The organism is Pseudomonas sp. SP16.1, assembly GCF_052682975.1.
This window is the reverse complement of sequence record NZ_JBQYFZ010000001.1, coordinates 1,688,813-1,702,735: the sequence shown is the minus strand read 5'-3', so window position 1 is coordinate 1,702,735 and position 13,923 is coordinate 1,688,813. Positions and strand designations below refer to the sequence as shown.

General features: G+C 66.2%; 12 protein-coding genes and 1 pseudogene. 7 read left to right on the top strand and 6 right to left on the bottom strand.

The window, feature by feature from the left end:
* Positions 1-86: 86 nt before the first annotated feature.
* Positions 87-1,280: an MFS transporter gene (locus ACUTAF_RS08305; RefSeq protein ID WP_445579533.1), complete on the top strand. Its 1,194-nt coding sequence runs from the start codon at positions 87-89 to the stop codon at positions 1,278-1,280.
* Between the two features lie 30 nt (positions 1,281-1,310).
* On the opposite strand, the gene ACUTAF_RS08300 is transcribed toward ACUTAF_RS08305, so the two are convergent.
* Complete coding sequence (locus ACUTAF_RS08300; protein WP_445579532.1) at positions 1,311-1,964, bottom strand: MiaE family protein; 654 nt, start codon at positions 1,962-1,964, stop codon at positions 1,311-1,313.
* Positions 1,965-2,121: 157 nt separating this feature from the next.
* Between ACUTAF_RS08300 and ACUTAF_RS08295 the strand changes: the two genes are divergently transcribed.
* Entirely contained in the window at positions 2,122-2,985 is an 864-nt protein-coding gene (locus ACUTAF_RS08295) for a universal stress protein (protein WP_445579531.1), read from the top strand.
* A 128-nt stretch (positions 2,986-3,113) separates the two neighbouring features.
* Here the strand turns inward: ACUTAF_RS08295 and ACUTAF_RS08290 are convergent, their stop codons facing one another.
* Positions 3,114-3,590 (bottom strand): DUF1289 domain-containing protein, encoded by a 477-nt coding sequence (locus ACUTAF_RS08290; protein WP_445579530.1) that lies wholly within the window; start codon positions 3,588-3,590, stop codon positions 3,114-3,116.
* Between the two features lie 404 nt (positions 3,591-3,994).
* Here ACUTAF_RS08290 and acnB point away from each other — a divergent pair, with 404 nt between their 5' ends.
* From acnB to ACUTAF_RS08265, 5 genes are all read left to right on the top strand, one after another.
* On the top strand, positions 3,995-6,604 hold the full coding sequence (gene acnB / locus ACUTAF_RS08285) for a bifunctional aconitate hydratase 2/2-methylisocitrate dehydratase (protein ID WP_445579529.1): 2,610 nt from the start codon (positions 3,995-3,997) through the stop codon (positions 6,602-6,604).
* A 148-nt stretch (positions 6,605-6,752) separates the two neighbouring features.
* On the top strand, positions 6,753-6,962 hold the full coding sequence (locus tag ACUTAF_RS08280) for a YgdI/YgdR family lipoprotein (protein ID WP_277221059.1): 210 nt from the start codon (positions 6,753-6,755) through the stop codon (positions 6,960-6,962).
* A 215-nt stretch (positions 6,963-7,177) separates the two neighbouring features.
* Positions 7,178-8,386 carry a CmpA/NrtA family ABC transporter substrate-binding protein gene (locus ACUTAF_RS08275; protein ID WP_445579528.1) on the top strand — a complete coding sequence of 403 codons (1,209 nt, stop codon included), beginning with the start codon at positions 7,178-7,180 and terminating at the stop codon, positions 8,384-8,386.
* 19 nt (positions 8,387-8,405) lie between these two features.
* The gene (locus ACUTAF_RS08270) at positions 8,406-8,984 is read left to right on the top strand and encodes an ANTAR domain-containing response regulator (protein WP_445579527.1); all 579 of its coding nucleotides are present in this window, start codon (positions 8,406-8,408) and stop codon (positions 8,982-8,984) included.
* 190 nt (positions 8,985-9,174) lie between these two features.
* Positions 9,175-9,861 (top strand): SOS response-associated peptidase, encoded by a 687-nt coding sequence (locus ACUTAF_RS08265; protein WP_445579526.1) that lies wholly within the window; start codon positions 9,175-9,177, stop codon positions 9,859-9,861.
* Here the strand turns inward: ACUTAF_RS08265 and ACUTAF_RS08260 are convergent.
* The 4 genes and pseudogenes from ACUTAF_RS08260 to ACUTAF_RS08245 form a co-directional block, all read right to left on the bottom strand.
* A pseudogene (locus ACUTAF_RS08260) lies at positions 9,858-10,046 on the bottom strand (hypothetical protein); the annotation flags it as partial. The gene ACUTAF_RS08265 and the pseudogene ACUTAF_RS08260 sit on opposite strands and share 4 nt — an antisense overlap.
* Positions 9,970-10,440, bottom strand: a complete 471-nt coding sequence (locus ACUTAF_RS08255; RefSeq protein WP_445579525.1) for a hypothetical protein — start codon at positions 10,438-10,440, stop codon at positions 9,970-9,972. The pseudogene ACUTAF_RS08260 and the gene ACUTAF_RS08255, both read right to left, overlap by 77 nt.
* Positions 10,437-10,976, bottom strand: coding sequence for a hypothetical protein (locus tag ACUTAF_RS08250; protein WP_445579524.1), 540 nt, complete (start codon positions 10,974-10,976; stop codon positions 10,437-10,439). The genes ACUTAF_RS08255 and ACUTAF_RS08250 overlap by 4 nt, the downstream gene beginning before the upstream one ends.
* Positions 10,977-11,036: 60 nt before the next feature.
* The gene (locus tag ACUTAF_RS08245; RefSeq protein WP_445579523.1) at positions 11,037-13,919 is read right to left on the bottom strand and encodes a hypothetical protein; all 2,883 of its coding nucleotides are present in this window, start codon (positions 13,917-13,919) and stop codon (positions 11,037-11,039) included.
* Positions 13,920-13,923 lie beyond the last annotated feature (4 nt).

Genomic DNA, 13,923 nt, shown 5'->3' with positions numbered 1-13,923 from the left:
ACCTGACAAGTCTCTATGTTTAGCGGACCGACGATCCGCCTCCCGCGGATCTCCCTCGAGCCTTCACGGAGCCCGAAGCAATGCGGATGCCCATCACGTTCGGCATGAATCAGATCGTCAGCCATGGATTCGGCATGTTTCTGTTCGCTGCCCTGTTGCCGTTCATGCGCCAGTCCATCGACATCAGCCCCTGGCAACTGGCGACCATCGGTGCACTGAGCCAGTTGGCCTATCTGGGCGGGGCCACACTGCTCGGGCTGCTCGGCCATCGCCTGGGCACCCGGCGACTGATCCTGCTGAGCGGCATCACCAGCAGCAGCCTGCTGTTCAGCATGTCCCAGCTGAACGATGCCATGCTGATCACCCTGGTGCTGACCTGCCTGGCCGCCAGCGCAGCGATCTGCTGGGGCTGCATCGTCGAGATCCTGAGCCGCTGCGCCCGCGCCGAAGACCGCTCGACCTATCTGTCCGGCGCCTCCAGCGGCACGGCCTGGGGCTACGCCATCAACGGCTTGCTGATCCTGCTGGTGGCCCCCGCATTCGGCTGGCAGGCCAGTTGGCAGGTCGCCTCGTTGTTCGGCCTCCTGGTGGTGGGCTTGACCTGGCATCTGCTGAACAGCCTGGAGAGTTTGCCCAAGGTTGTGCCGAGCGACCTCGAAACGGGCATCGCGGCCCGCCGTCTGCTCGCCACCATTCTCGGCGAGCGTACCGCCCTGTTCGCCTGTCTGATCTGTCTGTTGGTGGGCCTGACCACCATGCCGTTTTCCTACTGGCTCAATACCTACCTCGATGAGCTCCAGCTGCCCGCCACCCTCGGTGGATACACCTGGACGATGGTCGGCGGCACGGGCATGGTCGCGGGCGTGATCATCGGCAGGCTGGCCGATCGCAAGGGCCACGCCACTGCCTTGCTGCTGATTTTCAGCGTCTTCGCCCTGGGCCTGCTGGCGTTCGTCTACGACCCGGGCAGGTGGGCGCTGGTCGTCGGCTTCGGCTACGGCCTGATGTACTTCCCGATGTGGGGCATAGTCGCCGGCTGGGTCAACCAGCACTATTCGTCGATCGCCACCATGCAGATCAGTGGCGTTTGCATGATCGCTTTCGGCCTGGGCGGCACCCTGGGCAACCTGCTGACCGGCTATTTGCGCGAAGAAACGGGCTCGCTGCAAAGCGCGTTCCATGTGCTGGCGGGCGAGTCCTTACTGCTGGTGGCGCTGGCGGTCGTGATCCTGCGCAGCGGCAAGGCGCCGCTGGCGAGCCCGGCGGCGAAGACCTGCTGAAACCGAAGAATGGCGCCCCAGCCGGCCGCCCTAGAGAGGCACGCCACTGTGAAAACGGAACTGCTCGTCCGGCGAGAGGATCAGTTCCCGCTCCACCGCCCTCACCGTCTCGATGCGCGCATCGACATCGGCGGCATCGCCGTACAGGTAGGCGAGCTTGAGGTAGCCGCGATAATGACGCCCCTCGCTCTCCAGCAAGCCGGCGTAGAAGCGGCCCAGCTCGGCATCCAGATGCGGCACCAGCGCAGCGAAACGCTCGCACGAACGCGCCTCGATAAAGGCCCCCACCACCAGCACGTCCACCAACCGCTCCACTTCCCCACCGCGCAGCAGCGCGCGCAGGCCGGCGGCGTAGCGCGAGGCCGAAACATGGCGGATCTCGATGCCGCGGGCGCGGATGATCTTGCTCACCTGCTCGAAATGCACCAGCTCCTCGCGGGCCAAACGCGACATTCTCGCGGTCAATTCGGTCTTGGTCAGGTAGCGTCCCATCAGGCTGAGCGCCGTTTGCGCCGCCTTGTACTCCAGGTTGCGATGGTCGAGCAGGAGGATCTCCTGCTGACGCAAGGCCTCGGCCAGCCAGCGTTCGGGGGTGGCGACGCCACCGAGGAACTCGAGGATTTCCTGCAGGATCGACACGGATTCCCCGCCTTTACTCGGAACATGCTGGGCAATGGACATCATCGGAAAGCGCCCTCGGCGGCTGGCAGGGTGACAAATGGCGGGCCATTATACGAGTGAGCGCCGAGACGGCCAGCGCGCCGTTGATACAGGTCAACGAGGCCCCCGGGGCCTGCCGCCTATAGTTGGTTAACCGCTACTGATTATCAGGGAGACGACCATGCAAGCGATTCGCAGCATCCTCGTGGTGTTGGAACCGGAACACCCGGAAGGGCTCGCCCTCAAACGCGCCAAACTGATCGCCGGGGTAACCCAGTCCCATCTGCACCTGCTGGTCTGCAGCAAGCAGGGCGATCACACGACCATGCTCGCCGACCTCAGCAGCACCCTCGCCGAGGAGGGTTTCGACGTCTCCACCCAGCAGGCCTGGCACGAGAACGTCTATCAGACCATCATCGCCGTGCAACAGGCCGAAGGCTGCGGCCTGGTGGTCAAGCAGCACCTGCCGGACAACCCGCTGAAGAAGGCCATCCTCACGCCCGAGGACTGGAAGCTGCTGCGCTATTGCCCAGGGCCGGTACTGCTGGTCAAGACCGACAAACCCTGGACCGGCGGAACCATCCTGGCGGCGGTCGATGTCGGCAATGCCGACAGCGAGCACCGCACCCTGCATGCCGGCATCATCAGCCATGGCTACGACATCGCCGCGCTAGCCAAGGGCGAACTGCATGTGATCAGCGCGCACCCGACGCCGATGCTGTCGGCGGCGGATCCCACCTTCCAGCTCAAGGAAACCATCGAGGCGCGCTATCGCGAGCAATGCCGCAGTTTCCAGGCCGAGTACGACATCCGCGACGATCGCCTGCACGTCGTCGAAGGCCCCGCCGATGTGCTGATCCCGCAGCTGGCCCACCAGTTGAGCGCGGCGGTCACGGTGATCGGCACCGTGGCGCGCACCGGACTGTCCGGCGCCCTGATCGGTAATACCGCCGAGGTGATTCTGGATTCGCTGGAAAGCGACGTGCTGGTGCTCAAGCCTGACGAAATCATCGCCCATCTCGAGGAGTTGGTGGCGCAACGCTGAGACGGCACCGCTCAGACCAGAAATGCCGCCCGGGATACCGTGCGGCATTTTTTATGCCGCGAACCAGGACCAGCAAGCGAATCGCCAAGCGAAAGCTCCCGGACTGCCTCGGGGCTACCGCCCCGCCCTCACACCCGCAGCTCCATGCCTTCGCGCAGGAATTTCGGCGCGATATAGCGCTCGTAATGCGCCTCGGAGAGCAGGAAGAACTCACGGTCGATGGCGTCCCGCAGGTCGGGCAGCGGCCAGTCGCGAAACTCCGGCAAAAGCGCCATGCCGTAGGCGTCGAGCTGATTGATCACCCGCGCCCCGCGCGCGATCAGCTGGTAGGCCCAGCAATAAGGCGATTGTTGCGGTACGAAGCGAATCTGCCTCTGTTCCAACTGGGCGCGCAGGCGGTGCTCGTCGAACACTTCGAGCTTGGCGGTCATAACCTGCACCAGCAGCACCTCCAGGCGCGACCAGACCGCGCGCTTCTCCTCCTCGCTGTAGCCGTTCCAGTTGATCACCTCGTGGTGGAAGCGCTTGCAGCCCCGACAGACCACGTCACCGTAGACGGTCGAGCACAAGCCCACGCAGGGCGTCTTGATACGCTGATCGGACATGGAAAAGGCTAAGGAGGCGGAGAACGGCCAGCTATCTTAGCCCTTTGTCTAATTCAGATCACCCCCGCCAAGGCTGGCACATCGGCTTAACTTTGCCCGCGCTTTCCAGTAGAATCGGCCCGCCTTTTACGGCGCCAATGTCCGTTGGAAGCTGTTTTCAAAGCGTCACGAGCACAGTCGATCCTGCAGGTACGATGGCGGCGCAGCCACTCGGAGTCCCCCCGAGTATCTGCGCCCGCCCTCATCAGACCCCGTCCTGCCGGCGTAAAACTTTGAAAGCAGCTTCTACAAGAGACTCATGAAACCTCGGCTGATCGGCTCATAAAGTCGAAAAGCGCCTGGTTCGTGAGTATCTGGATCGCGTCCCGGACAACCCTTTGGGACCAATGATGAGGGTAATAACTGTGCTTGAAGCCTATCGCAAACACGTAGCAGAGCGTGCCGCTCAGGGTATCGTGCCCCAGCCGCTGAACGCCGAACAAACCGCAGGCCTGGTCGAGCTGCTGAAAAACCCGCCGGCTGGCGAAGAAGAATTCCTCGTAGACCTGATCACCAACCGCGTACCGCCGGGCGTGGACGAAGCCGCCTACGTCAAGGCCGGTTTCCTCTCTGCCGTGGCCAAGGGCGAAGCCGCCTCGCCGCTGATCAGCAAGCAGCGCGCCGTTGAACTGCTGGGCACCATGCAGGGCGGCTACAACATCGCCACCCTGGTCGAACTGCTCGATAGCGCCGAGCTGGCCGAAGTTGCCGCCGCGCAACTCAAGCACACCCTGCTGATGTTCGACGCCTTCCACGACGTCGCCGAAAAAGCCAAGGCCGGCAATGCCAACGCCAAGGCCGTGATGCAGTCCTGGGCCGACGGCGAGTGGTTCACCAACCGCGCCGCCGTGCCGGAGAAGGTCACCCTGACCGTGTTCAAGGTCACCGGCGAAACCAACACCGACGATCTCTCCCCCGCCCCGGACGCCTGGTCGCGCCCCGACATCCCGCTGCACGCCCTGGCCATGCTGAAGATGGCCCGCGACGGCATCGAGCCGGACCAGCCGGGTTCGGTCGGCCCGATCAAGCAGATGGAAGCCCTGAAAGCCAAGGGCTACCCGGTCGCCTACGTCGGTGACGTGGTCGGTACCGGCTCCTCGCGCAAGTCCGCCACCAACTCGGTGCTGTGGTTCTTCGGCGACGACATCCCGAACGTGCCGAACAAGCGTGCCGGCGGCTTCTGCTTCGGCACCAAGATCGCCCCGATCTTCTACAACACCATGGAAGACGCCGGCGCCCTGCCGATCGAGTTCGACTGCACCAACCTGGCCATGGGCGACGTGATCGACGTCTACCCGATCAAGGGCGAAGTGCGCCGCCACGGCAGCGACGAACTGGTCACCAGCTTCCAGCTCAAGACCGACGTGCTGCTCGACGAAGTGCGCGCCGGTGGCCGCATCCCGCTAATCGTCGGCCGCGGCCTGACCGAGAAGGCCCGCGCCGAGCTGGGCCTGGCGCCGTCCACCCTGTTCAAGAAGCCGGAAGCTCCGGCCGACAGCGGCAAGGGTTTCACCCTGGCGCAGAAGATGGTCGGCCGTGCCTGCGGCCTGGCCGAAGGCCAGGGCGTGCGTCCGGGCACCTACTGCGAGCCGAAGATGACCACCGTGGGTTCGCAGGACACCACCGGCCCGATGACTCGCGACGAGCTCAAGGACCTGGCCTGCCTGGGCTTCTCCGCCGACCTGGTGATGCAGTCCTTCTGCCACACCGCGGCCTATCCGAAGCCGATCGACGTCACCACCCACCACACCCTGCCGGACTTCATCAAGACCCGCGGCGGCGTGTCCCTGCGTCCGGGCGACGGCATCATCCACAGCTGGCTGAACCGCATGCTGCTGCCGGATACCGTCGGCACCGGCGGCGACTCGCACACCCGCTTCCCGATCGGCATTTCCTTCCCGGCCGGTTCCGGCCTGGTCGCTTTCGCCGCGGCCACCGGCGTCATGCCGCTGGACATGCCGGAATCCGTGCTGGTGCGTTTCAAGGGCAAGCTGCAGCCGGGCATCACCCTGCGTGACCTGGTGCATGCCATCCCCTACTACGCCATCCAGAAGGGTCTGCTGACCGTCGAGAAGAAGGGCAAGAAGAACATCTTCTCCGGCCGCATCCTCGAGATCGAAGGCCTCGACGAGCTGACCGTGGAGCAGGCATTCGAGCTGTCCGACGCCTCGGCCGAGCGTTCCGCCGCCGGCTGCACCATCAAGCTGCCGGAAAAGGCCATCGCCGAGTACCTGCAGTCCAACATCACCATGCTGCGCTGGATGATCAGTGAAGGCTACGGCGATGCCCGCACCCTGGAGCGTCGCGCCCAGGCGATGGAAGCCTGGCTGGCCAACCCGCAGCTGCTGGCTGCCGATAGCGATGCCGAATACGCCGAAGTCATCGAGATCGACCTGGCCGAGGTCAAGGAGCCGGTACTCTGCGCGCCGAACGATCCGGACGACGCCCGCCTGCTCTCCACCGTCGCCGGTGAGAAGATCGACGAAGTGTTTATCGGTTCGTGCATGACCAACATCGGTCACTTCCGTGCTGCCGGCAAGTTGCTGGACAAGGTCAAGGGCGGCATTCCGACCCGCCTGTGGCTGGCTCCGCCGACCAAGATGGACGCCCACCAGTTGACCGAGGAAGGCTACTACGGCATCTACGGCAAGGCTGGCGCGCGCATGGAAATGCCGGGTTGCTCGCTGTGCATGGGCAACCAGGCCCGCGTGCAGACCGGTTCGACCGTGGTCTCCACTTCGACCCGTAACTTCCCGAACCGTCTGGGCGACGCGACCAACGTGTACCTGGCCTCCGCCGAACTGGCAGCGGTCGCCTCGATCATCGGCAAGCTGCCGACCGTCGAGGAGTACATGCAGTACGCCAAGGACATCGACAGCATGGCTGCCGACGTCTACCGCTACCTCTCCTTCGACCAGATCGCCGAGTTCCGCGAAGCGGCGGCCAACGCCAAGATCCCGGTCGTCCAAGCCTGATCCCAGCGCTGTAGAAGAAGCCCCGCCCCGTGCGGGGCTTTTTTATGCGCCTAGGCAAAGGACCTTTTGCCGCACCCGCCTTGCGGCCGCAATGGCAGCGTCTACCTTCTGAGTTGGGGATACCCCAAACGACCACTCGGAGCACATCATGAAACCATGGATCATCGCCGCCCTGTGCCTGTTCGGCCTGGCCGGTTGCAGCAGCGAATACATCATCACCACCACCGACGGCCAGATGCTCACCAGCGATGGCAAACCTGAGCTGGACAAGGACACCGGCATGATCGAGTTCACCGACAGCGAAGGCCGCAAGCAGCAGATCCCGCAAAGCAGCGTCAAGCAGATGCTGGAGCGCTAGCGACTGCACCTCGGCGGCCTCGCTTACGCCCGGATCGGTCAGCCGCGGCGGCGAACACCTGCACGCCGCCGACAATGGCATATGCATTGCTTCAGTCCCGCTAGCAGAGCGCTTTCAACGGCGGAAGCCGCTCAACGACAACGGCGTCGTTCCCATGCCGCCCCAGCGGCAGGCATGGGCACGGCGCCTTTTTGCGTGGAGAAGGGACAAGCAACATGAGCGAACAACAAGCAGTCCCCGGCGACGCGCCGGGCGGAACTGGCAGCGGCGATGCACCGGAGAAGCGCACGCTGAACATCGGTTTCATGGCTCTGACCGACGCGGCCTCGGTGATAGTGGCCGCCACCCAGGGCTTTGCCGAGAAACACGGGCTGACCCTCAATCTGCAGCGCCAGACCTCCTGGGCCGGGCTGCGCGACAAGCTGCTGAGCGGCGAACTGGACGCCGCACACAGCCTCTACGGCCTGATCTACGGCGTCCAGCTCGGGCTCGGCGCGCCGGCTACCGACATGGCAGTATTGATGGGCCTGAATCAGAACGGCCAGAGCATCAACCTGTCGCAGCCGCTGCTGGACGCTGGCGTGAGCAGTGGCGAAGCACTGCGGCAGCATGCGCACCAACAGGGTGCACGCCTGACCTTCGCCCAGACCTTCCCTACCGGCACCCACGCCATGTGGCTCTATTACTGGCTGGCCAGCCAGGGCATCCACCCGCTGCGCGACGTCGACAGCGTGGTGGTGCCGCCGCCGCAGATGATCGCCCACCTCAAGGCGCGCCGCATCGACGGACTCTGCGTCGGCGAGCCCTGGAGCGCACAGGCGGTGGACGAGGGCCTCGGCTGCACCATCGCCACCAGCCAGTCGATCTGGGCCGATCACCCGGAGAAGGTGCTCGGCTGCACCCGCGCCTTCGTCGAGCGCCATCCCAACAGCGCCCGCGCCCTGATCATGGCGGTGCTCGAGGCCAGCCGCTTCATCGACGAGAGCGAGGAGAACAAGCGCAGCACGGCGCAATTGCTCAGTGGCCACGACTACGTCGATGCGCCGCTGTCGGCCATCCAGCCGCGCTTTCTCGGCCAGTATCAGGACGGCCTCGGCCATGCCTGGCTGGACGCCCATCCGCTGCGCTTTCATGCCGACGGCGCGGTGAACATGCCCTACCTCTCCGACGCGATGTGGTTCATGACCCAGTTCCGCCGCTGGGGCCTGCTGCGCGACGACCCGGATTACCTCGGTGTCGCTCGCCAGGTGCAGCAACTGGGGCTTTACCGCGCGGCCGCGCAGGCGCTGAATATCCCCATACCCGCGGACATGCGCAGCGCCACGCTGCTCGACGGCACCTGCTGGGACGGCAGCGACCCGACCGGCTACGCCCGCAGCTTCAGTCTCCATGCCCTGGCCGACAGCCCGGCTGTCGCCCTGTAATCGCCCGGAGAACCACCAGATGTTGCGTATCCTGCTGATCAACGACACCCCGAAGAAAGTTGGCCGTCTGAAGACGGCGCTGACCGAGGCCGGTTTCGAGGTCATCGACGAATCCGGGTTGACCATCGACCTGCCGGAACGGGTCGAAGCCGTGCGCCCCGACGTCATCCTGATCGACACCGAATCGCCCGGCCGCGATGTGATGGAACAAGTGGTACTGGTCAGCCGCGACCAGCCGCGGCCGATCGTCATGTTCACCGACGAGCACGACCCCAGCGTCATGCGCCAGGCGATCCAGAGCGGCGTCAGCGCCTATATCGTCGAGGGTATCCATGCCCAGCGCCTGCAGCCGATTCTCGACGTGGCCATGGCCCGCTTCGAGAGCGACCAGGCCCTGCGCGCCCAGCTGCAGGCGCGCGATGCGCAGTTGGCCGAGCGCAAGCGCATCGAGCTGGCCAAGGGCCTGCTGATGAAAATGAAGAGCTGCAACGAGGAAGAGGCCTACACCCTGATGCGCCGCCAGGCCATGAGCCGCCAGCAGAAACTGATCCAGGTCGCCGAGCAGATCATCGCCATGCACGACATGCTGGGGAACTAGGCTGAAACGCTGGATTCATGCGGTCTAGAATGGGCGCTCGCTGCACTCGAAAGCCCAGAAATGCCGATAGGTGCGTGAGAAAGTCACGCAAAAGTCACGCACCTATCTTCCCGCCCCGCCCGTCCCGGGCACCTTTAAACACCCCCACATCACACCTATCCTTCAGGCTTCCCCGACCTCGGAGCCAACCATGTGCGGCCGCTACGTCTCCCCCGATGATCGAGCCATTGAGCAGTTCTGGCACATCGGCGCGCGTAACTCTGGGCAGTGGATCCGGCGTTACAACGTGGCGCCGACCACGCAGGTGCCCATGCTGCGCCTCGACGAGCATGGCGTGCTTGAGCTGGACGGCGCGCGTTGGGGGCTGATTCCGACCTGGTGGAAGAAGCCCGTTCCGCCGACCTTCAGTTTCAACGCCCGCAGCGAAGAGGCCGCCAGCAAGCCGATGTGGCGCCAGGCGATCCGCGCGCAGCGCTGCATCATGCCGGCCCTGGGCTGGTACGAGTGGAACGAGAAAGAGCAGGTGCGCAACCGTGCCGGCCGGCTGGTGAACCAGCCCTACTACCACCACGCGCCCGACGACAGCATGCTAGCCATCGCCGGGCTGTGGTCGGCCTGGGCTGGGCCGGATGAGCAGGAAGTGCTGTCCTGCGCGCTACTGACGCGAGACGCCGCTGGGCCGGTTGCCGCCATCCACCACCGAATGCCCGTCATCCTGGCGCCCGAGCAGTTCGACCTCTGGCTGTCGCCGTCCACCAGCATCGAGCAGGTGCACAACGCCATCGCCATCAGCCGCGAGGACTTCGACGCCTACCCCGTGACCACGGACGTCGGCAACAATCGCAACGATTACCCGGAACTGCTCGAGCGGATCTAGTTGCCCGCCCTCTCCCGCTGCGCCGCTTGCCTTTCGATGCACGCCAGCACCTGGCCGGCGCAGTTCAGCAGCTCGGCCTCGGTGGCGTCCAGTGCGCGGCGCCAGTCGTCATTGATCAGCAGCGGCGGACGGGCCGGTAAGCGGCACGGCACCAGGCTGCACTCCAGCCGGGGCTGTGTAGGCGGCGGGGTTGGTGGTTTCTGGGCGTTGGTACAGCCGGCCGAGAACAGCAGGCACAGCAGCAGCGAGATAGTCGGCAACAGCCTGGTCATTGCGTTTGAGCTCCTCGAGGGCGGCCGCGCTGGCGGCTTGGTTGCGGGTGATGGCCTGGCCGAGCTGTTGCATGCGCCGCTCGATGTCGGCCAGCTCGCCGAGGGTCTGCTGCTGAGCGGCGAGTACGCCGGCCTGCAGCTGCACCATCGCCTCGGCTTCGGCCTGGGCGCCTTCGGCGGTGTCGGCGCGTTGGGCCTCGAGGGCGATGCGCGGCGCCAGCCCCCACCACACCACGCCGGCGGCCAACGCCATGAGCAGCAGCACGGCGCTGGCCTTGGCGGCCAGCTGGTACTGGGCGGGGATCATGCCGCCACCTGCAGCGCTTCCAGCACGCGCGCGTAGTTCTCGCCCCACTTCTGCCGCAGCTTGCGGCGGGCAACTGCATCGCCGCGCTCGTATGCGCCGGGGCGCCAGGTGCGCAGGTAGCACTGCCAGGCGGCCTCGACATCCCCCAGCACCGGCAGGGGCGGCGGGTCAGTCCAGAACAGCAGCCGCGCGAATACGGCGTCGATCACGTCCACCTGGCCAGGCAGCGCTGCCCATACGCCCTCGATGCTCGGCTCGATGCCCAGCGCCCGGCAGGCAGCAATGGCGGCCGCTCGACTGGAATGGTGGCGCAACACGCCGGCCACTCCGCCGCCGCGCTCGAACTGCCAGATGCCGCGGGCCGGGCCGCATTTGCCCGGGCGGATGGGCAGCTGGCATTGCTCGCGGTTGGGCGCCTCCTGCAGGTGGGCGGTAAGCATGAGCTGGTCGACCTGGGCGCGATGCTCAGACATGCGCGCAGGCAGCAGCGCGAGCGCGGGCGTGATGGCCTGCTCCCGGATTTCAGAGAGGGTCATAGGGTCTCCAGAAACGAAAATGCCCGCACAGCGGCGGGCATGGCATAGGCTGACGCGGGATTAACCGACGACTTCCACCGTCTCGACGTCCGCCACCCACTTTATGTTGGTGGCCGCCGCACCTGTGGCGGTAATGCTCAAGCAGCCTAGCGTGGTGTCTGCCGTCACACTGACTGTCCAAGCAGCAGCGCCGGAATCACCAGCGACCAGGGTCGGCGAAACGGCGGAAACCAGCGCCGTAGCCGCGGCGTTGGCGCCGCGACGGATAGTCCCCTTGAACTCCCACGACGCACAGTCTCCGGACGCTGAAGCGCGCGCGACCAATCGACCCGTGAACCCGTACGCTGCGTTGTTGGGCAACGTGACCTGGGTAGCCGCTGCTGGGGAACCCCCGTCCGCAGATAGCACGGCTGGAGTGGCGTCGGTTGTGGCGCGCCGAAGCACAAAACGTTCGCGCTGCGCGTCGCCGTTCGCGCTGAATCGTCCAGCGGCCCGGGCTTCCACGCCGTAAACGCCTCGGGTGGTGGCCCGCGCACCGCCGCAGACTGACGATAGTGGGCCGTCGATAATGTTGCTCTCGCCGCCGACACCCGTTGCACTAGAGCCGGTCACCGTGACCCCGTTACCCCCGATGGCGGTCGCATATTGCTGGTTAGCTAACGGCCCATTTCCCCCGATGGCGGTCGCATATTGCGCGGTCGCCGAGGCGCTCTGGCCGCCGATAGCAATGCTCTGCGCCCCGGATGCCTCAGCGAAATAGCCGCCGGCAACGGCGTGTGAACCGCTCGCGGTGCATTGCTGCCCCCCAGTTATGCACGCGTAGTTGCCGCTAGCCACCTGCGTGGCGCTCGATCGATTAGTTTGCCAGTCGGTAGCGTGCGTGCCGCGCTTATTCCCCCCGGACGCCGTACCTGTTGGCATGGCCGCCATCAGCGCCCCGGTGCCTTTCGGCACGAAGGCTACGTCACCGTTGGTTTCAGTGATCGTCACCGACAGCGATACCACCGGCACCGTTGCGTTGGGCGCCGAGGTATTTTTCGCCTCGGTCAAATGCGTCAGCCCACTACCACCACCGCCCCCCGCCAGGGGCTCACCGCTGGCACGCAGGTAGTCCGTGCAGCGCCAGTTACCAGAGCCAAGCGAAACGAACTCTGCGCTATCCCCTGCGGCCGTCGTTATGTTTGCTCCAGTCGGCAGGATCAGCGACGTTGCGTTGTGGGTCAAAGTCAGAGCGCCCTGGAACACCAGCCTACGAACCGCACCCGAGGCAATGGTGCCAAACGAAGTGATAGTGGTCGTACCGCTGATATTAATGGTATTCGCAGCCTCGGCACCGATATTGGTAGTCGACGCAGACGCCAAGGTGGTCAGTGGGGCCTCATTGAGCGCAGTGCTCAGCGTGCCGCCGGTGAACTCTCCGCCACCGGCTGCGCTGATCACCGGCGCAGCCGGATTAGTACGGTCAATCGTGACGTTCGTCCCGGCGGTCAACACCGCTTCTTTGCCGTCCAGCGCCGTCTGCAGCCCGGTAACGGTGCTGATCGCCTGGCTGCCAGTGTGGTTCGCCCGGTCGAACGCCAGCGCCAGGCGCGCAGCCAGCTTGCCGATAGCCTGTCGCACGGTGTCGGTTGCGGCGACAAGGGCAGAGTCGGCCAGGCTGAGGCCGGTTAGGGCAACGTCCAGGACAGCCTCGGCGAGGTCGCTGATGGTTGCCGCCAGCTGCGTGCCGGTGTGGTTGCTGCGCTGCACGGCAGCGGCCTGGGCAGTCGCAGCGGCGCCGGCCGGATCGGCGCCCACATCGGCGGCGCTCGGCATCTCGTGCACGTGGTCCTGCCGACTGGCCGAGGTGCTGACGCCAGGCGTGGCCGTGCCCAGCGGCTGCGGCACGGCGCTGCCGACCGGGGCGCCGCCACCGGAGGCCGGCGCCAGGATCTCCTGCCAGTTGGCCAGGGTGCTGGCCGGTTCGGCGGCGAGGATGAACGAGGTGCTGATATCCGTGCGGATGGCGACATCGCCCGTTTCGGCGGTCAGCGCCAGCATGGCGGCCTCGCTCGCCACCACGTAGGTGTTGGTGATCGCCGACGCCGGCAGCTGCGCCAGCGGCACTTTCGCGTTGGCGTCCAGGGTGGCCACGCCGTTGGCGGCGCCCTTCTCTGTCAGCGGCACTGCTGCGGCCGGCGTGCCGGTCAGGTCGCTGTAATTGCCGCTGGTGGCCACGGCGGCCAGGTCTGCCGGCTGCACGGCGCTGTCGGCGGTTACGCCCTGCGCCGCCGTGGCGGCGCCGATGGCGGCAGGCGTGGGCAGCGGGTGCACGTGGTCGGCGCGGCTGGCGGCTGGCGAGGTGCCGGCGGCGGCTGCACCTGGCGCCTGCGGCAGTGCGTCGCTGAGCGCGGGGATAGTCGGCGTGCCGATCAGGTCGCTGTAGTTGCCGCTGGTGGCTACGGCGGCCAGGTCGCCCGGCTGCACGGCGCTGTCGGCGGTCGCGCCTTGGGCTGCGGTGGCGGCGCCGATGGCGGCGGGCGTCGGCAGCGGGTGCACGTGGTCTGCACGGCTGCTCTCCTCCGCGGTGCCGGGGGCGGCAGCGCCCAGGGCCTGCGGCGCGGCATCGCTGAGCGCGGCGCCGGCGTTGTCGCGCAGCTGCTCGAGCGTGCCGCGGGTGACCCGCACGCTGATCGGCGTGCCGATGGCCCAGAGGCGTGCGCTGGTGCCTTCCTGCCCGCGCAACACGTCGAGCACGCCCGCGCTCTGCGCGGTGACGGTGACGATCTCCCAGGCCACCTCCTGCCCGCTCTCGTCGATATCGACCAGGGTGAGCAGGTAGTGGTCGCCAGTGCCGAGCCCGACCAGCAGCGCGGCGGCGGCCGGGTCAATGGTCAGTTGCCCGGCCACGGCCGAGGCCTCGGCGGTGAGGGCCGCCGACCAGTTGTTGAGCCAGAGTTGCATGAGT

Bases quoted from the DNA above. Each gene is read 5' to 3' on its own strand.
- ACUTAF_RS08275 (WP_445579528.1), top strand. From the start codon at position 7,178: ATGAGCGAACAACAAGCAGTCCCCGGCGACGCGCCGGGCGGAACTGGC.
- ACUTAF_RS08305 (WP_445579533.1), top strand. From the start codon at position 87: ATGCCCATCACGTTCGGCATGAATCAGATCGTCAGCCATGGATTCGGC.
- ACUTAF_RS08255 (WP_445579525.1), bottom strand. From the start codon at position 10,440: ATGATCCCCGCCCAGTACCAGCTGGCCGCCAAGGCCAGCGCCGTGCTG.
- ACUTAF_RS08250 (WP_445579524.1), bottom strand. From the start codon at position 10,976: ATGACCCTCTCTGAAATCCGGGAGCAGGCCATCACGCCCGCGCTCGCG.
- ACUTAF_RS08295 (WP_445579531.1), top strand. From the start codon at position 2,122: ATGCAAGCGATTCGCAGCATCCTCGTGGTGTTGGAACCGGAACACCCG.
- ACUTAF_RS08270 (WP_445579527.1), top strand. From the start codon at position 8,406: ATGTTGCGTATCCTGCTGATCAACGACACCCCGAAGAAAGTTGGCCGT.
- ACUTAF_RS08290 (WP_445579530.1), bottom strand. From the start codon at position 3,590: ATGTCCGATCAGCGTATCAAGACGCCCTGCGTGGGCTTGTGCTCGACC.
- ACUTAF_RS08280 (WP_277221059.1), top strand. From the start codon at position 6,753: ATGAAACCATGGATCATCGCCGCCCTGTGCCTGTTCGGCCTGGCCGGT.
- ACUTAF_RS08245 (WP_445579523.1), bottom strand. From the start codon at position 13,919: ATGCAACTCTGGCTCAACAACTGGTCGGCGGCCCTCACCGCCGAGGCC.
- ACUTAF_RS08300 (WP_445579532.1), bottom strand. From the start codon at position 1,964: ATGATGTCCATTGCCCAGCATGTTCCGAGTAAAGGCGGGGAATCCGTG.
- ACUTAF_RS08265 (WP_445579526.1), top strand. From the start codon at position 9,175: ATGTGCGGCCGCTACGTCTCCCCCGATGATCGAGCCATTGAGCAGTTC.